The organism is Pseudarthrobacter chlorophenolicus A6, assembly GCF_000022025.1.
Classification (GTDB): domain Bacteria; phylum Actinomycetota; class Actinomycetes; order Actinomycetales; family Micrococcaceae; genus Arthrobacter; species Arthrobacter chlorophenolicus.
On the sequence record NC_011886.1, the window covers coordinates 3,373,835 to 3,394,683 of the forward strand.

The 20,849-nt window shown below is 67.6% G+C and carries 21 protein-coding genes; 15 read left to right on the plus strand and 6 right to left on the minus strand.

From position 1 onward, the window contains the following. The first annotated feature begins 27 nt into the window (after positions 1-27). From ACHL_RS15235 to ACHL_RS15260, 6 genes are all read left to right on the plus strand, one after another. A complete protein-coding gene (locus ACHL_RS15235; RefSeq protein WP_015938189.1) occupies positions 28-648 on the plus strand; it encodes a DUF305 domain-containing protein in 621 nt (206 codons plus the stop codon). Positions 649-892: 244 nt separating this feature from the next. After that, positions 893-1,537: an arsenate reductase/protein-tyrosine-phosphatase family protein gene (locus tag ACHL_RS15240; RefSeq protein ID WP_015938190.1), complete on the plus strand. Its 645-nt coding sequence runs from the start codon at positions 893-895 to the stop codon at positions 1,535-1,537. 172 nt (positions 1,538-1,709) lie between these two features. Then, the gene (locus tag ACHL_RS15245; RefSeq protein ID WP_015938191.1) at positions 1,710-2,849 is read left to right on the plus strand and encodes an LCP family protein; all 1,140 of its coding nucleotides are present in this window, start codon (positions 1,710-1,712) and stop codon (positions 2,847-2,849) included. A gap of 98 nt (positions 2,850-2,947) precedes the next feature. Further along, positions 2,948-4,627, plus strand: coding sequence for an alkaline phosphatase D family protein (locus tag ACHL_RS15250; protein ID WP_015938192.1), 1,680 nt, complete (start codon positions 2,948-2,950; stop codon positions 4,625-4,627). Positions 4,628-4,757: 130 nt separating this feature from the next. Beyond that, a complete protein-coding gene (locus tag ACHL_RS15255) occupies positions 4,758-5,534 on the plus strand; it encodes a histidine phosphatase family protein (protein WP_015938193.1) in 777 nt (258 codons plus the stop codon). Further along, entirely contained in the window at positions 5,512-6,468 is a 957-nt protein-coding gene (locus ACHL_RS15260; RefSeq protein ID WP_015938194.1) for an ADP-dependent NAD(P)H-hydrate dehydratase, read from the plus strand. The genes ACHL_RS15255 and ACHL_RS15260 overlap by 23 nt, the downstream gene beginning before the upstream one ends. Before the next feature lie 379 nt (positions 6,469-6,847). Here ACHL_RS15260 and ACHL_RS15265 read toward each other — a convergent pair whose 3' ends face one another. Continuing rightward, positions 6,848-7,270, minus strand: coding sequence for an Hsp20/alpha crystallin family protein (locus tag ACHL_RS15265; RefSeq protein WP_015938195.1), 423 nt, complete (start codon positions 7,268-7,270; stop codon positions 6,848-6,850). A gap of 202 nt (positions 7,271-7,472) precedes the next feature. Beyond that, positions 7,473-7,670, minus strand: a complete 198-nt coding sequence (locus tag ACHL_RS24030; protein WP_015938196.1) for a hypothetical protein — start codon at positions 7,668-7,670, stop codon at positions 7,473-7,475. 225 nt (positions 7,671-7,895) lie between these two features. On the opposite strand from ACHL_RS24030, the gene ACHL_RS15270 reads away from it, so the two are divergent. The 3 genes from ACHL_RS15270 (at position 7,896) to ACHL_RS15280 (ending at position 11,729) form a co-directional block, all read left to right on the plus strand. Then, positions 7,896-10,130 (plus strand): S9 family peptidase, encoded by a 2,235-nt coding sequence (locus ACHL_RS15270; RefSeq protein WP_015938197.1) that lies wholly within the window; start codon positions 7,896-7,898, stop codon positions 10,128-10,130. Positions 10,131-10,321: 191 nt separating this feature from the next. Next, positions 10,322-10,528 (plus strand): hypervirulence associated TUDOR domain-containing protein, encoded by a 207-nt coding sequence (locus ACHL_RS15275; RefSeq protein WP_015938198.1) that lies wholly within the window; start codon positions 10,322-10,324, stop codon positions 10,526-10,528. Between the two features lie 4 nt (positions 10,529-10,532). Continuing rightward, positions 10,533-11,729: an NAD(P)/FAD-dependent oxidoreductase gene (locus ACHL_RS15280; protein WP_015938199.1), complete on the plus strand. Its 1,197-nt coding sequence runs from the start codon at positions 10,533-10,535 to the stop codon at positions 11,727-11,729. On the opposite strand, the gene ACHL_RS15285 is transcribed toward ACHL_RS15280, so the two are convergent. Both ACHL_RS15285 and ACHL_RS15290 read right to left on the minus strand, forming a co-directional pair. After that, the gene (locus ACHL_RS15285; protein ID WP_015938200.1) at positions 11,713-12,303 is read right to left on the minus strand and encodes a GNAT family N-acetyltransferase; all 591 of its coding nucleotides are present in this window, start codon (positions 12,301-12,303) and stop codon (positions 11,713-11,715) included. The genes ACHL_RS15280 and ACHL_RS15285 overlap by 17 nt on opposite strands. Positions 12,304-12,311: 8 nt before the next feature. Then, a complete protein-coding gene (locus ACHL_RS15290; protein WP_015938201.1) occupies positions 12,312-13,472 on the minus strand; it encodes an acetate kinase in 1,161 nt (386 codons plus the stop codon). A 152-nt stretch (positions 13,473-13,624) separates the two neighbouring features. Between ACHL_RS15290 and ACHL_RS15295 the strand changes: the two genes are divergently transcribed. Then, positions 13,625-13,918, plus strand: coding sequence for a hypothetical protein (locus ACHL_RS15295; RefSeq protein ID WP_015938202.1), 294 nt, complete (start codon positions 13,625-13,627; stop codon positions 13,916-13,918). Positions 13,919-13,997: 79 nt separating this feature from the next. Here ACHL_RS15295 and pta read toward each other — a convergent pair whose 3' ends face one another. Beyond that, positions 13,998-16,067 (minus strand): phosphate acetyltransferase, encoded by a 2,070-nt coding sequence (pta, locus tag ACHL_RS15300; RefSeq protein ID WP_015938203.1) that lies wholly within the window; start codon positions 16,065-16,067, stop codon positions 13,998-14,000. Positions 16,068-16,350: 283 nt separating this feature from the next. On the opposite strand from pta, the gene ACHL_RS15305 reads away from it, so the two are divergent. The 5 genes from ACHL_RS15305 to ACHL_RS24560 all read left to right on the plus strand — a co-directional run bounded on the left by ACHL_RS15305 (position 16,351) and on the right by ACHL_RS24560 (position 20,291). Then, the gene (locus tag ACHL_RS15305; RefSeq protein ID WP_015938204.1) at positions 16,351-16,821 is read left to right on the plus strand and encodes a hotdog fold thioesterase; all 471 of its coding nucleotides are present in this window, start codon (positions 16,351-16,353) and stop codon (positions 16,819-16,821) included. Between the two features lie 7 nt (positions 16,822-16,828). Next, on the plus strand, positions 16,829-18,199 hold the full coding sequence (paaK, locus tag ACHL_RS15310; RefSeq protein WP_015938205.1) for a phenylacetate--CoA ligase PaaK: 1,371 nt from the start codon (positions 16,829-16,831) through the stop codon (positions 18,197-18,199). A gap of 63 nt (positions 18,200-18,262) precedes the next feature. Further along, positions 18,263-18,907, plus strand: a complete 645-nt coding sequence (locus ACHL_RS15315; RefSeq protein WP_015938206.1) for a TetR/AcrR family transcriptional regulator — start codon at positions 18,263-18,265, stop codon at positions 18,905-18,907. A gap of 116 nt (positions 18,908-19,023) precedes the next feature. Further along, positions 19,024-19,329 carry a hypothetical protein gene (locus ACHL_RS15320; protein WP_015938207.1) on the plus strand — a complete coding sequence of 102 codons (306 nt, stop codon included), beginning with the start codon at positions 19,024-19,026 and terminating at the stop codon, positions 19,327-19,329. 212 nt (positions 19,330-19,541) lie between these two features. Further along, positions 19,542-20,291, plus strand: coding sequence for a hypothetical protein (locus ACHL_RS24560; RefSeq protein ID WP_015938208.1), 750 nt, complete (start codon positions 19,542-19,544; stop codon positions 20,289-20,291). Between the two features lie 91 nt (positions 20,292-20,382). Here the strand turns inward: ACHL_RS24560 and ACHL_RS15335 are convergent, their stop codons facing one another. Further along, entirely contained in the window at positions 20,383-20,790 is a 408-nt protein-coding gene (locus tag ACHL_RS15335) for a VOC family protein (protein WP_015938209.1), read from the minus strand. Positions 20,791-20,849 lie beyond the last annotated feature (59 nt).

Here is a 20,849-nt window from a genome sequence, read left to right on the forward strand (position 1 = left end):
TTCAACTACTCCCCTGAAGGACCACCAATGACCACCAAATTCAAGACCCTGACCCTCGCCGCCGCCCTTGCAGCCTCCCTTGGCCTGGCAGGCTGTGCCACCGGATCCGGCAGCTCCGGCGGAAACACCATGCCCATGGACCACGGCAGCTCCGCGCCGATGTCCAGCATGATGCCGGACGCCAACGCGGACCATAACCAGGCGGACATCATGTTTTCCCAGATGATGATCCCGCACCACCAGCAGGCCGTGGAGATGAGCGACATCCTGCTGGCAAAGCCTGATATCCCCGCCCCGGTGGCCTCGCTGGCCACCCGGATCAAGGACGCGCAGACGCCCGAGATCAAGCAGATGACCGGCTGGCTGGAAGGCTGGAACGTGCCCACCATGATGGGCGACCACTCCGGCCACGGCATGGGCGGCATGGTGGACGACGACGGCATTGCCCGCCTTAGGGCCGCACAGGGCACCGACGCCGCCCGCCTCTTCCTCCAGCAGATGACCGGTCACCACGAGGGTGCCATCGACATGGCCCGGCAGGAAATCAGCTCCGGCAAGTACCCGCAGACCATCCAGCTGGCCCGCGACATCATCAAAGCCCAGGAAGCCGAAATCACTGAGATGAAGGAACTCCTGGCCGGCTTCTGACCCCGCCCCGCCGGAACGCGCGCTCACTCCCGGCGGCTCTCCCCAAACGCGCGCTCACTTCCGGCGGCTCTCCCCGGAACGCGCGCTCACCATGCCAGCGGGTGGTGAGCGCGCGTTAGCCCCCCCCAAGCAACCAAAGGTGAGCGCGCGTGCGGGGTGGGGCGGCCGCCGTCGGGCGTGTGCGTGTTAAGTTGAGAGGCACGGACTGTACGGTCCCGGCACCGGCTGGAAAGAGTAAGTTCCCTTGGATATCCCCGCACCAGTAAGAATCCTGACCGTCTGCACGGGCAACATCTGCCGCTCCCCGGTGGCCGAACGGCTGCTGCAGACAGGACTCAACCAGGTGGTGCCCGGCGGGTTCGAAGTGGCCAGTGCCGGAACAAGGGCGATGGTGGCCGACCCCATGCAGCCAATATCGGCCGACATCGTGCGGACCTACGGCGGGAATCCGGACGGCTTCGAGGCCCGGCAGCTCAACTCCAGGATCCTTCGCGGCGTTGACCTGGTGCTCACCATGACGTCAGGCCACCGCGGTGAGGTGCTGCAGCAGGACGCGTCGATGCTGAAACGGACGTTCACCATCCGCGAGTTCGCCCGGATGCTCGACGTGCTGGACGGCCGCGCCACTGAACTCCCCGCCGAGGATCACGGCGCCGACCCGCTGGCCGCGAACACCGCGTACTGGAAGAGCCTTCCGGCCCGTGCCGCGGGCGTTCGCCACCTGGCCCTGCCGGCGGATTCCGCGGAGAACGACATCATTGACCCGTACCGGCGCTCCCCCGAGGTGTACCGGCAGATGGAGGACGAACTGGCCCCCGCCATCGTGTCCATCCTCCGGCACGCCCGCCTCAACTCTCCGGTCCGCGGGAACGTCCCCAACTCGCTCTAGCGCTCCCGCAGGGCCTGTCTCCTGCCTCAGCAGCGGCTATGACGACGGCGGCACCCGGCTGTGTCCGGCCCGTAACCACCGTGCAGGTGACAGTTTGGCCACGGCTGTAGCCAACCGGGCACCGGCGGGCGGACACTGATCCCACCACAGTCACGGTGAGGTGAGGGGCACTATGAGCACACCAGGCGCTTCGGACCCATCCGGTCCCGCTGGACCCACCAGCCCGGGCACCTCACAGCACGGCCGCTGGATGGTGGCGCACGGCCGCCGCCGGTGGATCGCAGCGCTGCTGGCCCTGGTCCTGGTGGCGGCCGCCGTGGTGGCTGTGGTGAGCCTCAACCGCGCCGGCAACGTCACGCCGCCGGCCGCCCAGGGCACCGCCACCCAAAGCGAAACCCCCACCCCCACGCCATCGGAGACCACGTCCGAAACGCCCCCGCCACCGGCACCGGCGGCTCCTCCGCCGCCCCCACCCATCGCGGAACTGCCGCCCGGGTCTATGAACATCCTGGTGATCGGCAGTGACATCCGAGGCGGCACACCGGCAAAGGATGCCGCCGCGCACACGGCAGCCACCGGTGAAGCGCAGGACCACCGGGCGGACACCCTGATGGTGGTCCACGTCCCGGCCGACCGCAGCACGCTCTACCTCATCTCCATCAACCGCGACACGTGGGTGAACATCCCCGGCTACGGCGGCGCCAAGATCAACGCCGGGCTGGAATACGGCGGCATCGACATGCAGACCGCCGCTGTCCAGGAACTGCTGGGAATCACCATCAACCACACCCTGATGCTGGACTTCGGCGGGTTCAAGCTCCTGGTGGACGGCCTGGGCGGCATCGACGTGAACGTGCCCATAGCGTTCCAGTCCTCCATCGAGACCCAGCATGTTTTCCCCGCCGGCATGAACCACCTTGACGGGCAGGCGGCTCTGGAGTTCGTCCGCGAGCGCTACGCCTTTTCCGACGGTGACTTCCAGCGGGTGCGGGACCAGCAGATCATGCTCCGCGCCATCCTGGCCCGCCTCACCGCGGGCGGGGCGCTGAACGACGTCACGGCGGTGCGGTCCCTCGTGGAGTTCGCGTCCTGCTGCCTCACCGTGGACAAAGGGTTCGACCCGGTCCAGGCCGCCATCCTGGCCTACAGCCTGCGGAACCTCGATGCCAACGCGATCCGCAGCATGACGCTTCCGACGGCGGGCTCCGGGTTCGTTGCCGGACAGTCGGTGCTGTTCCCGGATTACGGCGGCATCGCGGCGGTGGGGGCAGCCCTGCGGGAGGGCCGGATCGGCGAACTCGCGAGGCAATAACAACGCCGGGGCCGAACCGGGCGCTGTTCAGCCCGGGCTTACCCGCCGTTCACCCTGCCGAAAAGACCTGTGTGCACGGCGCCTGAAGAGTGGACGGCATGACTGACATCTCCCGCCGCACCATCGTCAAAGGCTCAGTGCTCGCCGCCGCGCTGGCCTCCGCCCCGGCCGCCGCCAACGCAACAACTCCTACCGGGTCCCCCGCCGGCGTGGCCCTGGTCCGCAACCGGCTCACGCTCCCCAGCGGCATCGCCACCGGCGACGTCACCTCCGATTCGGCCGTCCTCTGGTCCCGGTCCTCGGAGGCCGGCCGCATGACGGCGGTACTGCGGGCAGTGGACGACGGCGGCGCGGTCCTCCGCGGGCGCGGCGCCTTCGAGCGGGTCATCCGCGGGCCCCGGGCCACCCAGGCGTCCGACTTCACCGCCAAGATCCACGCCGGCAACCTCCCCTCCAACACCCGCTTCGCCCTGGAGATCAGCTTCGAGGACGACGGCGGATCGGCCGGCGAATCCGCCCGCGGCACCTTCCGCACGGCACCGGACAGGGGCGCCGCCAACGGCAAGGGACGCACCGGTGACACAAGCAGCGGAGGCGACGTCCCGGCGTCGTACGCGCAAAGCTTCGTCTGGACCGGCGACACCGCCGGCCAGGGCTGGGGCATCAATGAACAGATCGGCGGGATGCGAGGCTACCGGGCCATGCACCAGACCCGGCCGGACTTCTTCATCCACTCCGGCGACACCGTGTACGCGGACGGCCCGCTCACCGAGACAGTGGTGGAGAAGGACGGGCAGGTGTGGCGGAACCTCGTCACCGAAGAAGTGTCCAAGGTGGCCGAAACGCTCACCGAATACCGCGGCCGGCACCGCTACAACATGATGGACGCCAACATGCGCGCCATGTTCGCCGACGTGCCGGTGATCGCCAACTGGGACGACCACGAGACCACCAACAACTGGTACCCGGGCGAAATCCTGGACGATCCCCGCTACACCGTCCGGGACGTCAACACCCTCGCGGCGCGCGGCCGGCAGGCCTGGCAGGAGAACATGCCCATCGCGGACAGCAGCGCGCTGTGGCGGCCGGGAACATTCGACGACGCCGGCCAGTACCAGCCGGCCCGCATCTACCGGAAGATCTCGCGCGGCCCGCAGCTGGACATCTTCTGCCTGGACATGCGCACCTTCAAGTCCCCCAACACGGACGGCAAGGAGGCCTACACCAACAACATCCTTGGCCAGGAACAGGTGGACTGGCTGATCCGCGAGGTCTCCAAGTCCAAGGCAACGTGGAAGGTGATTGCCGCGGACCTGCCGCTGGGCATCATCGTGCCGGACGGTGCCGTCAACCAGGAAAGCCTGGCCAACCGCGACAACGGCGCGCCCCTTGGCCGTGAGCTGGAAATCGCCGGGGTGCTCAGCGCGTTCAAGAAGAACCGGGTGAAGAACGCCGTGTGGCTGACCGCCGACGTGCACTACTGCGCGGCGCACCACTACTCCCCGGAGGGGGCTGCGTTCACCGACTTCGACCCGTTCTGGGAATTCGTGGCCGGGCCCATCGCCGCGGGCTCGTTCGGACCCAACGCCATGGATGGCACTTTCGGCCCCGAGGTGGTGTTTTCCAAGGCCGGCCGCTTCGCCGGCGAATCACCGCGCGACGGCGAAAACCAGTTCTTCGGGCACGTCCAGCTCGGCGAGGACAACAGTTTCACGGTGAGCCTGCGGAACGCCAACGGCGCCACGGTGTTCTCCAAGGTGCTGATGCCGGAGCGGTAGCTTCACCCAGGTGCGGCAGGCGGCGGTCCATGCGGCAGGCCGCCGTCGCCCGTTTAGTTCTTCCGCCCACTGGGTACGCCGCTGGTAGTGTTCCTCGATTCGGCGCACAAGCGGACGGGAGTGAGTATTCGTGAACGACGACGGACTGACCGAAGCGGTGCAGGAGGCCGGGGCGGTGGAGCTGCTGCTGATCCGGCACGGCGAGAGCGAAGGCAACGTGGCCGCCACGGAGGCGAACCTGGCGGGCGCGGAGATCATCGAGGTTCCGGCGCGGGACGCCGACGTGAACCTCTCCGAGGTGGGCCGGGAGCAGGCGAACGCCTTGGGTACGGCGCTGGCCCGGATCGCCGAAGACTACCGGCCGGATGCGGTGGTGTCCTCCCCCTACGAGCGGGCCCGCCAGACAGCGCAGATCGCGGTGGAGACGGCGGGCTGGCCCGTGAAAGTGCAGGTGGATGAGCGGCTGCGCGACCGTGAGCTGGGCATCCTGGACCGGCTGACGCGGCTGGGCGTGGAGACCCGCTACCCGGAGGAAGCCGAGCGCCGGTCCTGGCAGGGCAAGCTGTACTACCGGCCCCCGGGCGGGGAATCCTGGGCTGACGTGGCGCTCCGGCTCCGCTCCGTGCTGGACGAACTGAACAGCCTCGGCACCGGCCACCGGGTGATGCTGGTCTGCCACGACGCCGTGATCCTCCTGTTCCGCTACGTGCTGGAGGGCATGACGGAGCAGGAACTGCTGAATCTCGCCGCCTCTACCTCCGTGCTGAACGCGTCGATGACCCGGTACGTGCGGCCTACCGGCAAGGGGCCGTGGACGCTGGAGAGCTTCAACGACGCTGACCACCTGGCCGAGCAGGGCGTGGCCGTCACCGAACATGCCGGGGATGCCAGTGTCCGCCCGCGCTGATTCCGGTGCGGAGCTGGTCACGCCGTCGCTGCTGCGGGACTGGCCGCTGCCTTCCCCCGGCGAGGACAAGTACTCGCGCGGCTCGGTGCTGGTGGTGGGCGGTGCACGCAACACCCCGGGGGCTGCGCTCCTGGCAGGTACCGCAGCGCTGCGGGCCGGCGCAGGGAAGCTGACACTCGCCGTGGCCGAATCCGTGGCGGTCCCAATGGGTGTCGCCCTGCCGGAGTGCGGCGCCATCGGACTGCCGGAAACCGCCGGCGGATCCGTCACCGCGGACGGCGTGGACAGGATCGCCTCCTCCCTCGACTCCGCCGATGCCATCCTGGTGGGGCCCGGACTCGACCACCCGGACCTGGCACGGGAGCTTCTTGAAGCCCTCCTCGCGCGGGAAGAGGCAGCCGGCGACAACGACGACGGCGGCACCGGCTCCGGCGCGGCCGGCAGCGAAGGAGGCCCCGCCGTCGTCCTCGACGCGTTCGCGCTGGCTGCGCTCGCGGAGCTGGAGGACCGGGTGGGGTCATGGCGGGGACGGCTCCTCCTGACGCCGAACCCCACCGAGGCCGGGATCCTGCTGGGCCGGGACGCCGATGACCTGGAAAAGGACGTGGCCGAAATCGCCCGCCGGTTCGGCGCGGTGGTGAGCTGCCAAGGGCTGATCGCGCGGCCGCCAGGCGTTGGCCCGGAGGAGTCCGAACTGTGGAAGATCACCACGGGCTACGGCGGCCTGGGCACCTCGGGCAGCGGGGATGTCCTGGCCGGGGCGATCGCCGGAGTGCGGGCCCGGGGTACCACCGGCGCCCAGGCCGCCTGCTGGGGAACGCACCTGCATGCGGCAGCGGCGGACCGGCTGGCCAGCAGGATGGGGCCGCTGGGTTTCCTGGCCCGGGAACTGGCCGACGAACTGCCGGCGCTGATGCTGGAGCTGGGCACCTAGATACTGCCCCGGGCAAGCGGATGGCCCTCCGCGTAATCGCGGAGGGCCACCGTATTCGGAGGGGATCACTCGCAACTGCCGATGCGCTACCGGCGCTGTGGCGTTCCTTAACGGCAAACCGCCCAAAACTGGCAGATACAACGCGTTCGGATCCTCCCGGTCCATTCGTTCTACACCGGCGGGCCCGCCACCACAAGGCATCCCCGCCGGTAACTTGGACGGCCCCCGGCCGGAGCCGGGAGCCGCCGCCTCGGGAAGCCAGGGCACATGCTGCCGGTGCGCTGTCTGGCGCGGTGGCGTGCACAGAGTGGCGATACGCCCAAAGAGGCAGTCAACACAAAGGCCCGACGTCCCGATCCCTTACCGAGTTTCAGCGGAGCTAGGCTGCGATTTCCTGCTTGGTCCCCTTCGTCTCAATCTCGATCTTGCGCGGCTTGGCCTTCTCTGCGATAGGGATCCGCAACGTCAGGACACCGGCGTCGTAGCTGGCCTTCACGTTCTCCGTATCCAGGGTGTCGCCGAGGATCAGCTGGCGGCTGAAGACGCCGCGCGGCCGTTCGGAAGCGATCAGCTCGGTGTCCTTGCCGGTGGGATCCGGACGTTCTGCCCGGACGGTCAGGACGTTCCGTTCCACGTCCAGGTCAACAGACTCGGGCGAAACTCCGGGAAGGTCGAAGGCGACAACAAAGTCATGGCCCTCCCGCCAGGCGTCCATCGGCATCGCTGCCGGGCGGGCTGCTGTGCCGAGGACCTGCTGGGCCAGCCTGTCCAGCTCGCGGAACGGATCGGTTCGCATCAACATGGCTTTCCTCCTTTTAGGGTGGTCCAACACTAATTTTCTCAGCCGATCTATGGTGGCTGATATAGATTTTTTAGCACCAGCGGCACAGGTTCGCAAGCCTGTCCGGCTAATTTTTTTCAACGCCCTGCGAGCTCCCCGGGACAAGCCAAAAGGGCCCTCCGCACGTTGTGCAGAGGGCCCTTTCGATTGGTTGTGGTGCTGCCTAATCCCGCGTGGGATCAGGGCGGAGCGGCGCCGGCCCGGGATCCGGCACGGGCAGCGGCCCGGGCGGCTCCGGGGTGGGGAACGGGCTGGGAGCCGGCGGACCGGGGTGGCCGGGCTGCGTGGGATCGGGGGACGTGGGGTCCGGGCCGGGTTCCGGCGGGAACGGCGACGGTTCGTGCACTGGCGGGATGGTCATGGATCTTCCCCTCTCACGCTGGGCGGATGTGCCTTGAACTGAACACGATACGCCTGCACTCCCCCTCCCAACAGGCTCCCCTCCCCCTTCCCCTCCCCGGTTGCTCCATCAGTTTTGGTCCCCAAACCCGGGTTTTAGGGACCAAAACTGATAGGGCAACGGGAGGGTTCTTCCCCGGTAGCGAACGCCGGCCACGGCGGGGTGCCCGGTCTATATATTGAGTCCATGACCTCCACTCCGCTGCAGAACTCCGCCAGCACGCCGTCCGCCGCCACCCCGCCCGTGGCCAAAAAGGTGCCTACCGAAAGGACGCACCACGGGGACACCTACGTGGACAACTATGAGTGGCTGCGGGACAAGGAGTCCGCCGAGGTGGTGGCGCACCTGAAGGCCGAGAACGCCTACCAGGAAACGGTCACCGCCCACCAGGAACCGCTGCGCGAAGCCATCTTCCAGGAGATCAAGGGCCGCACCCAGGAAACCGACCTCTCGGTGCCGCACCGCAAGGACGGCTGGTGGCACTTCAGCCGCTCGGTGGAGGGCAAGGAGTATGGCATCCAGTGCCGGGTCCGTGCCAGCGACACCGGTGACAGGATTGCCGACTGGACGCCGCCGGCCGTAGAGCCCGGCGTCGAAATTCCCGGCGAGGAAGTCCTGCTGGACGGCAACATCGAGGCCGAGGGTAAGCCGTTCTTTTCCGTGGGCGGCACCGCCGTGACAGTGGACGGCACCCTCTACGCCTACGCCGTGGACAACTCCGGCGACGAACGCTTCACCCTCCGGATCAAGGACCTCCGCACCGGCGAACTGCTGCCGGACGTCATTGAGAACATCTTCTACGGCGTCAGCTTCTCCCCCGACGGCACCCGCATTTTCTACACCGTGGTGGATGACTCGTGGCGCCCGTACCAGGTGAAAGCGCACGTCCTGGGCACCCCGGTCAGCGAGGACACGGTGATCTACCAAGAGGACGACACCGCCATGTGGCTCGGCTTCGAGCTCTCCTCGGACCGGCGTTACCTGGTACTGGGCATCGGCTGCTCCGAGTACAGCGAGACCCGGCTGCTCCGCTTCGATGATCCCGCGCAGGAGGTCACCACTGTCATCTCCCGGGACGAGCGCGTCCTGTATGAGGCAGAGCCGTTCCTGCTCGAGGGCCCGGACGGTGCCAAGGCCGAGAAGATCCTCCTCACCCACAACCGCGGCGCCATCAACTCCATGGTCTCCCTGGCCGACCCGGCCGAGCTGGCAAAGCCGCTGGCCGAGCAGGCCTGGCAGACCGTCGTCGAACATTCCGACGACGTCCGCGTCAACGGCGCCGGCGTCACCTCCACGCACCTCATCGTCTCCATCCGCAAGGACACTATCGAGCGCGTCCAGGTGATGGGACTCGCCGGGCTTGGCACGGCCGCACAGCAGGAACCGGTGGAGCCGGCGTTTGACGAGGAGCTTTACACCGCCGGGGTGGGCGGCTCGGACTATGAGGCACCCGTGATCCGGCTCGGCTACACGTCCTACTTCACGCCGTCGCGCATTTACGACTTCGTCCTGCCTACCGCGGAGCAGCCCGCCGGCGAGCTGCTGCTCCGCAAGGAAAGCCCGGTGCTGGGCGGTTACGACGGCAGCGACTACGTGGCAACACGGGAATGGGCCACGGCGGCGGACGGCACGCGCATCCCGCTGTCCGTCCTCCGCCACAAAAGCGTCAGGCAGGATTCGACGGCGGCCGGCGTGGTCTACGGGTACGGCTCCTACGAGCTGAGCATGGATCCGAACTTCGGCATCGCGCGGCTCTCGCTGCTGGACCGCGGCGTGGTGTTCGTGATCGCCCACATCCGCGGCGGCGGTGAGCTCGGCCGGCACTGGTACGAGGACGGCAAGAAGCTCACCAAGAAGAACACGTTCACGGACTTCGTGGACGCCACGGACTGGCTGGCCAACTCGGGATGGGTGGACCCTGCACGGATCGCGGCGCTGGGCGGCTCGGCGGGTGGCCTGCTGATGGGTGCCATTGCCAACATGGCGCCGGAAAAGTACGCGGCCGTGGTGGCCCAGGTGCCGTTCGTGGACCCGCTCACCAGCATCCTGGACCCGGACCTGCCGCTCTCGGCCCTGGAGTGGGAGGAGTGGGGCAACCCGATCACCGACGCCAATGTGTACGCGTACATGAAGTCCTACTCCCCGTACGAAAACGTGCGGGAGGTGGCCTATCCCAAGATCGCCGCGGTGACGTCCTTCAACGACACCCGCGTCCTCTACGTGGAGCCCGCCAAGTGGGTGCAGGAACTGCGGAACCGCACCACCGGGTCCGAGCCCATCCTCATGAAGATCGAGATGGACGGCGGCCACGGCGGCGCGTCCGGCCGGTACGTGCAGTGGCGTGAACGGGCCTGGGACTACGCGTTCATCGCCGACTCCCTCGGCGCCTCGGAACTGCTGCCGGGGGCCGGACTGAAGTAGTCCGGCTGGAGCAGTACAGCAGGGCGTACGACGGCGGGTGGGCGCCGCCGTCGTACGCCAGACTTGGCGCCGCCCGGGGAAAGCCGGCCGCGCGGACATCCGTGCGCCGGCTTTGGGTATCCAGAAAAGATCATCATGCTTACTATTGTTGGGCAGTTGTTTTCCGCCGTCGTACGCCGAAGGAGCAAGCAATGTCACTCAGCAAGGGAACGCACGTGGAGTGGAACACCTCCCAGGGCAAGACACACGGCAAGATCGTGGAGAAGAAAACCAGCGACTTCGAACTGGACGGCAACACGCACCGCGCCAGCAAGGATGAACCCCAGTACGTGGTGGAGTCGGACAAGACCGGTGCCCGGGCAGCGCACAAGGCGTCGGCACTGACCGAGAAGAAGTAGCGCCGTGGCCGCTTTGCATGAAGTGGTCATCATTGGCGGCGGCAACGCGGGGGTATCGCTGGCGGCGCGGCTGGAGCGCTACGGGGTGAAGGATGTGGCCCTCATCGAGCCCAAAGACCACCACTTCTACCAGCCGCTGTTCTCCCACATTGCCGGTGGCCGCGCCCAGGCGAAAGAGGCCGTCCGGAGCCAGGCCGCCGTGACACCGCCCGGCGTCGAATGGATCCGGGACGCTGCCGTTGACGTGGACGCCAACACCAACACGGTGACGCTGGCATCCGGCTCAACGGTGGGCTACGGGCAGCTGGTGGTCTGCCCGGGGCTGCAGTATGACTGGGACGCCGTACCGGGACTGGCAGAGGCAGTCCACTCGCCGCACGGCGCCACGCATTACGAGTTCGAGCTGGCATCAAAAGCCTGGACACTCCTCAGCGGCCTGACCTCCGGGACTGCCGTGTTCACCATGCCTGCCGGGCCCATCAAATGCGGCGGAGCCAGCCAGAAGCCCATGTACCTGGCCTGTGACTACTGGCGGCAGCAGGGCGTCCTGGACAAGATCCGCGTGGTGATGGTCCAGCCCTACCCCACCGTGTTCGGCGTGCCGGAGGTGGACCGCGAGCTGGACCGGAAGATCGCCGAGTATGGCATCGAGCTGCGGACGGACAGCGAACTGGTGTCCGTGGATGCAACGCGCCGGGAAGCGACCATCCGCAGCCTCGGCTCAGGCAGCCAGGAGACCCTGCAGTACGACGTCCTCAACGCGGTGCCGCCCCAGTCCGCGCCGGACTGGCTGAAAGCCACTGACCTCCCGGCGCCGTCGGACAAGGGCGGTTTCGTGGAGGTGGACCGGCAGACCCTCCGCCACCTGCGCTACCCCAACGTCTGGTCCCTGGGTGATGCCGCGGGCACCACCAACTCAAAGTCCGGCGGGGCGCTCCGCAAGCAGACCAAGGTCCTGGCCAAGAACCTGGTGGCTGCCCGGAAGGGAAAACCGCTCACACAGAAGTACAACGGCTACTCGGTCTGCCCGTTCACCGTTTCACGCGACACCGTGGTGTTCGCCGAGTTCGACGACCGGTACCGGCCCATGCCCACCATCCCCCGGATCCCCACCTGGAATGAGAGCAAAGCGTCCTGGGTGGTGGACCGCGACATCTTCCCGCAGGTCTACTGGAACCTGATCCTCAAGGGCCGGGCGTAGGGCCTCCCGCAGCACCTCCACGCCATTCGTTACGCCACTCGTCGGCGAGGACCGCGTAGATCATCTCCGTGGCCCACTGGTCCTTGTAGAACCACTTGTCCACGTGGCGGCCCTCCAGCCGCATGCCCAGGCGCTGGCAGAGCGCGGCGGAGGCGGCGTTGAGTTCGTCCAGCCGGGCTTCGATGCGGCGCAGGCCCAGCTCCCCGAAGCCAAGATCCAGGACCGCTGCCGCCGCTTCGGTGGCGTAGCCCTTGCCCCGCGCCTGGGGTGCCATTGACCAGCCCACTTCCGCTTGGCCGCGGCCCGGCAGCCACTTGAGCACCACTTCTCCAAGCAGCCCCGGCTGGTCACGGGCTTCTATTGCCAGGCAGAGCCAGTCGCCTTCCTTCTCATAAACGAAATTGGCATACTTCCCCACCGATTCCATCGATTTGGTGTAGCTCTTGGCCGGCCCGGGCAGGAACCGGGCGGTCTCCGCCAGCGAGTGGTAGGCGTGGAAGGCCTGCAGGTCTCCGGCTTCGAAGCGCCGCAGGACCAGGCGCCCGGTGTGGATGGGCAGCGCGATGTCCACCACGGCGGCGGCTACCGGCCGGAACCTGCGACGGCGGCCGTGGCCTCCGCGATGGCGCGTTCCTCGTCGGTGGGAACCACCAGGACGGGGATGGCGGACTGCGGCGTGGAAATAATGCGCGGTTCCTTGGACCGGGCAGCATTCAGGCCGGCATCGACCTCTACGCCCAGCGCCCCCAGGCGGTCGGCCACCAGCGCGCGGAACTGGTGGGAGTTCTCGCCGATGCCCGCCGTGAACACCAGCGCCTTGGCCCCGCCGACGGCCACATGGTAGCCGCCGATGTACTTGGCCAGCCGGTAGGAGGTGACGGCGAGCGCCATGGCGGCTTTGGCGTCACCATCCTCGGAGGCCTCCACCACGGAGCGCATGTCATTGTTGCCGGCCAGGCCCTTGAGCCCGGACTCCCGGTTGAGCATGGAGTCCAGGTCCTCCGGCGTCCAGCCGGCACGGCCCAAGAACACCAAAATGGACGGGTCCAGGTCGCCGGAGCGGGTGCCCATCACCAGGCCCTCGAGCGGGGTGAAGCCCATGGACGTGTCCACGGAGTGGCCGCCCTGGATCGCCGTGATGGAGGCACCGTTGCCCAGGTGGGCGATGACGGCGTCGAACTCTTCCACGGGCAGGTCCAGCAACGCGGCAGCGCGGCGGGCAACATACTCGTGCGAGGTGCCGTGGAAGCCATACCGGCGGATGCCGTGGTTGGTGTAGAGCTCGTCCGGGACGGCATAGCGCCAGGCGTGCTCGGGCAGGGTGCGGTGGAAGGCGGTGTCAAACACGGCCACCTGCGGCATGTCCGGCCACTTCCTGGTGATGGCGCGGATGCCCAGGACGTTGGCGGGGTTATGCAGGGGGGCCAGCGGGTTCAGGCGCTCGATGGCGCGGGTGATCTCATTGTCGATCAGCACCGGCTCCCCGAACCGCTCCCCGCCGTGCACCACCCGGTGGCCCACGGCGCCGAGCTTTAGGTCACCCAGTTCCTCATGGATGGCGGCTTCCACCTGCTCCAGCGCCTCCGCATGGTCCCGCGGGCCCACGATTTCGCCGTCACCGTCGCCGCCGTTGCCCATGCCGATCTTCTCGATCAGCCCCTCGGTCAGCACCGTCCCGGCGGCCACATCACGCACCTGGAATTTGAGCGAGGACGAACCGGAGTTGATGACGAGCACGAGCATGCGGGGCCTCCTGGGGCTTGCTTCTGCAGTTCAACCCCCACTATAGGTGGCGGCACTGACAGCGCTCTGCCGCTGCCGGGTTCCTTGCGCCTGGACCCCGGCTGTGCCTATGGTCGGCGGACAGGCTGGACCACGTCGAGAGGACTTCCCCAATGACGAACGACCCCACTCCGAGCGAAGAGAACGATCCCACCAACACCGGATCCAGCAGCACCGCGCCGCTTGGCTCCGATCAGGGCTCAGGCTCCGGTTCCAAGGACCCCACCGGGGTGGAAGGCGCCAACCCGGCGCTGGATGACACGGGCGGCCTGAAGGCTTCCGAAACCGGCGACGCCCCCGAGGCGCCCGAGGACCGCGAAGGCCTGGACCTGACCCCGCAGGGGCTCTCCGATGAGCCGGCAAAGGAAGAGGACAGCGACAGCCTCGCCAAGCCGGACAACAGCTAGGCACAACGAACACGGCAGCATTGCCGGTGGTTGAGCTTGCCGAAACCTTGGAACGCGGTTTCGACAAGCTCAACCACTGTCAGGCCTGGGCCTGGATGGCGGTGATGGCCACCGTGTTGACGATGTCCTCCACCGTGCAGCCGCGGGAGAGGTCGTTGACCGGCTTGCGGAGCCCCTGCAGGACAGGCCCGACGGCGACAGCCCCGGAGCTCTGCTGAACGGCCTTGTACGTGTTGTTGCCGGTGTTCAGGTCCGGGAAGATGAAAACTGTCGCCTGCCCCGCCACGGACGAGCCCGGCATCTTGGATTCGGCGATGGACGCGTCCACGGCGGCGTCGTATTGGATGGGCCCTTCAACGGCGAGGTCCGGCCGGCGCTCCCGCACCAGCTCGGTGGCCTGCCGCACCTCGTCCACGGCCTCGCCTGAACCGGAGCCGCCGGTGGAGTAGGACAGCATGGCCACCCTCGGCTCCACCCCGAACTGCGCTGCCGTCTCCGCGGACGCCAGCGCGATGTCGGCCAGCTGCTCCACGTTGGGGTCCGGGTTCACGGCGCAGTCGCCGTACACCAGCACCCGGTCCGGCATGAGCATCAGGAACACCGAGGAAACGATCTTCACGCCCTCCCGGGTCTTCACGAATTCCAGGGCCGGCCGGATGGTGTGGGCGGTGGTGTGGGCGGCGCCGGACACCATGCCGTCCACCACGCCCAGCTGGACCATCATGGTGCCGAAGTAGCTGACGTCCTGCATGATTTCGAGCGCCTTGGCCAGGTCAACGCCCTTATGCGCGCGGAGCTCGGCATACTTTTCGGCGAACTGCTGCCGCAGCTCCGAGGTTGCCGGGTCCACGATGTTGATCCCGGTGAGGTCGATGCCGCGGGAGGCTGCCAGTTCGCGCACATCGGTTTCGGGTCCGAGGACCGTGAGTTCGCAGACGTCGCGGCGGTGCAGGATCTCGGCGGCGCGCAGGATCCGGACGTCCGTTCCCTCCGGCAGGACCACGTGGCGGCGCTGGGCCCGGGCACGTTCGATCAGGTCGTGCAGGAAACGCAGCGGCGTCATCCGTTCCGGCCGGGGCAGGTGCAGCCGCTCCATCAGCTCGGCTTCGTCCACGCGCCGGGACCACAGGCCCAAAGCCGAGGCCACCTTGCGGCGGTGCCCGGACCAGATCTCGCTGCGGACCTCGGACACGCGCCGGGCAGTGGTGTAGGTGTCCGCGCTGGCGGCAAAAACGGGGAAGGGTGCCTGGGCCAGGAGCGGGTAGATATTGGCGTCCGGGGCGAGGCCGCCGGTGAGAATGAGGGCGGAGGCCACCGGGAACTCCGGCGAGAACGACGACGCCAGGCAGGCCACCATCACATCGGCCCGGTCCCCCGGCACGATCACCAGGGCGCCCTCGTCCAGGACATTGAGGAAGTTACCCACGTTCATGGCGGCCACCTTGATGTCCTTCACGTCCCGCTCCATGTCCGCCCGGCCGGCGATCTGCCGGACGCCCAGCGCGGCGGCCACCTCACCGGTGGTGGGCCGGGCGATCTCCTCCAGCTCGGGTAGGACGTAGACGGGACGCTTGGAGGCCCCCGGCTTGATGGCGGCGGCGATGGCGTCGAGGTCGTCCGGGTCCGCCCGGTTCACGAGGATGGCCAGCAGCGAGCATTTCTCGGCGGCGAGTTCCTTGCGGGCAACCTCGACGGCGGCAGCGGCTTCCGCGACGGTCCGCCCCTTGGCGCCCACCACGGCCACGATGGGGGCAGCGAGGTTGTTAGCCAGGCGCGCGTTGAGGTCGAATTCGACGGCGGCGTCCTGGCCCGTGAGGTCAGTCCCCTCCACGATCACCACGTCGCAGTGCCGGGCAATGTCGGCGAAGATCTCCACGCAGCGGGCGTCAATCTCTTCGCGCTGCCCCTCGGCCAGCAGCGTCCGGACCTCCTCGAAGGTGAGGCCGCCGCGGCAGCGTTCATCCTCCAGGGCGAACCGGGATTTCATCAGCGTGACCATGGGATCCTCGCTGGCCACCGGGCCCTGGACCACGGGCTTGAAGAAGCCGATCCGGTCCGCGTGCCGGTGCAGGGTGTCCGCCAGGCCGAGGGCCACAAGGGACTTGCCCGAGCCCGGGGTAGTTGCGCTGACGTAGATGCCTTTGGCCATGGTCCGCCCTTTGCTGTTCTTGCTGGTGCCGGTCCTCCCATCCTTGCACCTCCGGCGCCCCAAAGAACAAAGGTGCGTGCCGCCGTCGTGCGTTCCTGCCCGGTTGCTTTCCCTCCCACCCTGCGGCGCGCCGCGGACGATGGCGTGTCCCCCGCTTCGGCGCCCGGAGCCGCCAAGCAACTGGGCGGGAAGGCCCAGGCCGGGCGGCTCCACCCTTGACACCGGACCCCCTTATGGGATTACCTAATGAACATTCGGTAAATAAAGCTGGAGGCAATGACGCATGGCTGAAGCAACACTCTCCGGGGCCACCCACCCCATCCTGGAAAACGACTATGCCTCCGAGTGGATGGGCATCGAGGTCCTGGCGCTCAGCGACGGCCACGCCACCATCCGGATGACCCTCCGGCAGGAAATGCTCAACGGCTTCGGCATGGCCCACGGCGGAATGATCTTCGCCTTCGGCGACACCGCCTTCGCCCTCGCGTGCAACCCGATCAGCCCCGCACCCGGCGAGGAAAACACCATCACCGTTGCCTCCGGCGTGGACATCAATTTCCTCAAGCCGGCGTTCCGCGGCCAGGTCCTCACCGCTGTGGCAGACCGCCGTTCCAGCGCCGGGCGGAGCGGACTCTACGACATCCAGATCTTCGCCACCGACGCCCACACCCCCGGCGCAGCCCCCGCCACCAGCACCCCGGGCGAGCTCATCGCCGAGTTCCGCGGACGCAGCCGCACCATCCCCAAGAAGTAGGAAAACCATGACCCTGCATGCCCCCGAAACCCCTGCCGCCCCCGTGGACACCGCAGCCACCGGCACCGACGCCGTCCTGGACCGCGAGGAAACCATCTCCCGCGACGAACTCGAGGCGCTCCAGCTCAGCCGCCTCCAGCACACCGTCTCCTACGCCTACGATCGCGTGCCGCTGTACAAGCGCAAGTTCGACGAGGCCGGCATCCACCCGAACGACCTCCGCGAACTCAGCGACCTCGGCAATTTCCCCTTCACCACCAAAGACGACCTGCGCGCCGAGTACCCCTTCGGCATGTTCGCGGTCCCGCAGAGCGAAGTAGCCCGCATCCACGCGAGCTCGGGCACCACGGGCCGGCCCACCGTCGTCGGCTACACCAAGCAGGACCTCGCCGACTGGGCCAAGCTCGTGGCCCGCAGCTTCCGCGCCTCCGGCATCCGCCCCGGCATGAAGGTCCACAACGCCTACGGCTACGGCCTGTTCACCGGCGGCCTGGGCGCGCACGCGGGCGCGGAGGCCCTGGGCTGCACCGTGATCCCCATGTCCGGCGGCCAGACCGAACGGCAGATCCAGCTGATCCAGGACTTCAAGCCGGACGCCATCCTGGCCACGCCCACCTACCTGCTCACCATCGCCGACGCCATGGCGCACAAGGGGATCGACCCCGCCTCCACGAGCCTGAAGTTCGCCGTGCTCGGCGCCGAGCCGTGGACCCAGGAGATGCGGCACGAGCTCGAGGTCATGATGAACATCAAGGCCTGCGACATTTACGGCCTGTCCGAGGTGATGGGCCCGGGCGTGGCCGGCGAGGCCGTGGAGACGCAGGACGGCAGCCACATCTGGGAGGACCACTTCCGCCCCGAAATCATCGACCCCTTCAACCCCCTGGCGGGCAAGGAAAACGTCCTGCGCGACGGCGAACACGGCGAACTCGTCTTCACCTCGCTCACCAAGGAAGCCCTCCCGATCATCCGCTACCGCACCAAGGACCTCACCCGGCTCCTGCCCGGCACCGCCCGCCCGGCGCACCGCCGGATGGGCCGCATCACCGGCCGCAGCGACGACATGATCATTCTGCGCGGCGTGAACCTTTTCCCGTCCCAGATCGAGGAAATCGCCCTCCGCATCCCCGATCTCAGCCCGCACTTCCAGCTCGAGCTCACCCGCCCCGAGGGGCAGCGGATGGACCAGCTGACCGTCCGGATCGAGCGGCGGGACGCCGTCACCATTGAGCAGAGCACGACGGCGGCGCGCACCTTGAAGGAGCAGATCAAGATCCACGTGGGTTCTTCGTGCACGGTGGACGTGGTGGATCCCGGCTCGCTGGAGCGCTCCAACGGCAAGCTTCGCCGCATCTACGACATGCGGCCCAAGGGTTAGACGGAGCCGGCAGGCCCGGGCTCCGGTCCGGGCTGACCGACCGTTCGTGAGAAACTAGCCACTATGCCCAGCCAGACCACCAGCACCAACGGCGCAGCCGCCAACGGATCAGCCAAGCGCGGCCGCCCCGGCTACGACCAGCAATCGGTGCTGCGCATCGCCGTCGACGTCTTCAACCGCCACGGGTACGACGCGACGTCCATGGGGATCCTCGCGGACAACCTGGGCATCTCCAAGTCCGCCATCTACCACCACGTTCCATCCAAGGGCGACCTGCTGAAGCTCGCCCTGGACCACGCACTGGGCGGGCTGGAGTCCATCCTGGAACAGCCCGAGGCCACCGCCGGCGCCGCCGACGCCCGGCTGGAGTTCGTGCTGCGGCGCACCGTGGCGGTCCTCGTGGAACGCCTGCCGTTCGTCACCCTGTTGCTGAGGCTTCGGGGCAACACGGAGATCGAGCGGGACGCGCTTGAACGCCGGCGCACGTTCGACCACAGGGTGGCCGCCTTGATTTCCGCCGCCCGGGACGAGGGTTCGCTGCGCCAGGATATTGACCCGCGCACGGTTACCCGCCTGCTGTTCGGCATGATCAACTCGATCGTGGAGTGGTACAAGCCGGGCGGTTCCCTCTCGCCCCAGAGGCTCGCCGACGACGTCATCACCATGGCATTCGACGGCCTGCACGGGAACGCCTCCCCCACCGCCTGACCCAGCGGGCATCGCCCCGGCCTGACGCACCCCAGCAAGTGATAAGGGTGCTTGGTATTTTCTCCGCTTGACGGCTACGGTGGTAGAAAGCCACTGATTACAGGGAGGTAGGGAAGATGAGCACCCACAAGGAAGAGCCCGACGCAGGATTCATCGTTCCGGATCCGTCGAAGCTCCGGGAAGACATCCCCGGCGATGCCGGCGACGAGGCCAACGCCATTCGCTTCAGCGAGGAGCAGGCCCTGATCGAGGAGCAGGCCCACGGCATCCGGCCGGACACCTACAGCGTCCCCGCCGGCGGCCCCACCATGGACGAGGCCCGGGGCAACATGGACCTCTCCGACCGCAGCGAGTCCGGCAAGGGCACGGGGCGCGAGGATGACAGCAGCGACGACGGGCTGCACGGCGGCGCCGAGTCCTGACGGACGCGTAACCGGCGCAGCCCTGCACGGAGCGCGCGCAGCATAGCCACCCGGCCCCGCGATGGGCAGCACTGCCCATCGCGGGGCTTTCTGTTGCGCCTTATGGTTGAACCAGTCCACCCGGCGCCGCCGAAACTGCTCAGCACGCTTACGGTGCAATAAATCCATACGTTATAGTTACCGTGTTCGCATCACATCTTCAGGGGGAAATCATGATCCGGAACCACACTTCTTCGCGCCCATTTATTGCCCTGGGCGTCGCCGCCGTCCTGGGCCTTGGCCTGTCCGCCTGTGCAGCGGAGGCGCCTGCGGCCTCAGAAACCCAGCCGTCAACGGAAGCGACCACCGCTGCTTCGGCGTCACCCAGCAGCTCCGCCAGCGCGTCAGCCAGCGCTTCTGCTGCCGCCCCGGCCGGTGCCTCCGGAACGGCCAAGGACCTTACGGCTCCCGGGACAAAGCTCGGCCTGGGCGAAAAGGCAGTCACCCACACCAACACGGGCAAGGATCCGGCTGACGCCAAGTACACCGAAGCCACCTACACCACCAGCGTCACCAAGATCACCGCGGGAACCGAGGCCGATCTCGCCGCCTTGAAGGATGCCGCGAAGTTCGCCGGTCAGACGCCGTACTACGTCTTTACCGAACACACCCTGGACAGCCTGAGCAAGCCCTCCGCAGGCATCAGCGAGCCACGCCTGAACGCCCAGCTGAAGGATGGGACGGATGCCCAGAAGCTGATCATCCTCGGCTCCCTGGACCAGTGCCCCACCAAGCGGTTTGAGACCACGGGTTCGAGTGACAACCTGAGCTACAAGGTAGGCAGCACCATGACCTCGTGCCAGGTCTTCCTTGCTCCCGCCGGCGACGAGATCGTCTCCGCTGACTACGCCGATTCCGGCTTCAGCTACGCAAGCTCCAGCGACAACCCGTACCGCAAGAACCCGATCGTCTGGTCCAAGTAGGGACCGGCCCGGCCCGCCAGCAGGCCGGGCGGGAAACCGACGCAGGGGCGCCCCGATCCGACCGGAGCGCCCCTGCTGCTGTTAATGCTTCCTAGACCTGGTAGTCCGGCTGGCCGTTCAGCCGCTCGTGGACGCAGAGGATGTTGTGCTCGGTGTCCATGAACCACGCGCACTTTTCCGAGCCGGTGGTGCAGATGTGGTTTTCGGTCCGAAGATTGGGCAGGTCGTAATCCTGGAACCGCACGCCCATGGCTTCCATGTCCCGGACGGTCCGTTCGATGTCCGTCACCTCGAAGCTCAAGGCCGTGTGCTCGGAATGCTTGCCGTCCGAAACCGGCATCAGCTGCAGCATCGGGCCGCCGTCGGTGCCGAGTAATTCGCTTCCATCGTCTGTCATTCCGCGGTGCGGGAGTCCGAGTTTCCCGGTGTAGAAACTGCGGGCGCGGGCTGCGTCATCGACCGGCAGGATGGTTGTGGCTGTGCTCATTTTGAGGGTCATGTGGCCACCTCCTACGAGGCAGAATTTTACGCTTCCGCACCCGGAAAAGGACCCGGCAG

Excerpts from the sequence above, each read along its gene's own strand:
- ACHL_RS24560 (WP_015938208.1), top strand. The coding sequence starts at position 19,542 with ATGATCCGGAACCACACTTCTTCGCGCCCATTTATTGCCCTGGGCGTC.
- ACHL_RS15250 (WP_015938192.1), top strand. The coding sequence starts at position 2,948 with ATGACTGACATCTCCCGCCGCACCATCGTCAAAGGCTCAGTGCTCGCC.
- ACHL_RS24030 (WP_015938196.1), bottom strand. The coding sequence starts at position 7,670 with ATGACCATCCCGCCAGTGCACGAACCGTCGCCGTTCCCGCCGGAACCC.
- pta (WP_015938203.1), bottom strand. The coding sequence starts at position 16,067 with ATGGCCAAAGGCATCTACGTCAGCGCAACTACCCCGGGCTCGGGCAAG.
- ACHL_RS15290 (WP_015938201.1), bottom strand. The coding sequence starts at position 13,472 with ATGCTCGTGCTCGTCATCAACTCCGGTTCGTCCTCGCTCAAATTCCAG.
- ACHL_RS15270 (WP_015938197.1), top strand. The coding sequence starts at position 7,896 with ATGACCTCCACTCCGCTGCAGAACTCCGCCAGCACGCCGTCCGCCGCC.
- ACHL_RS15295 (WP_015938202.1), top strand. The coding sequence starts at position 13,625 with ATGACGAACGACCCCACTCCGAGCGAAGAGAACGATCCCACCAACACC.
- ACHL_RS15275 (WP_015938198.1), top strand. The coding sequence starts at position 10,322 with ATGTCACTCAGCAAGGGAACGCACGTGGAGTGGAACACCTCCCAGGGC.
- ACHL_RS15265 (WP_015938195.1), bottom strand. The coding sequence starts at position 7,270 with ATGTTGATGCGAACCGATCCGTTCCGCGAGCTGGACAGGCTGGCCCAG.
- ACHL_RS15320 (WP_015938207.1), top strand. The coding sequence starts at position 19,024 with ATGAGCACCCACAAGGAAGAGCCCGACGCAGGATTCATCGTTCCGGAT.
- ACHL_RS15260 (WP_015938194.1), top strand. The coding sequence starts at position 5,512 with ATGCCAGTGTCCGCCCGCGCTGATTCCGGTGCGGAGCTGGTCACGCCG.
- ACHL_RS15305 (WP_015938204.1), top strand. The coding sequence starts at position 16,351 with ATGGCTGAAGCAACACTCTCCGGGGCCACCCACCCCATCCTGGAAAAC.
- ACHL_RS15235 (WP_015938189.1), top strand. The coding sequence starts at position 28 with ATGACCACCAAATTCAAGACCCTGACCCTCGCCGCCGCCCTTGCAGCC.
- paaK (WP_015938205.1), top strand. The coding sequence starts at position 16,829 with ATGACCCTGCATGCCCCCGAAACCCCTGCCGCCCCCGTGGACACCGCA.
- ACHL_RS15245 (WP_015938191.1), top strand. The coding sequence starts at position 1,710 with ATGAGCACACCAGGCGCTTCGGACCCATCCGGTCCCGCTGGACCCACC.
- ACHL_RS15335 (WP_015938209.1), bottom strand. The coding sequence starts at position 20,790 with ATGACCCTCAAAATGAGCACAGCCACAACCATCCTGCCGGTCGATGAC.
- ACHL_RS15315 (WP_015938206.1), top strand. The coding sequence starts at position 18,263 with ATGCCCAGCCAGACCACCAGCACCAACGGCGCAGCCGCCAACGGATCA.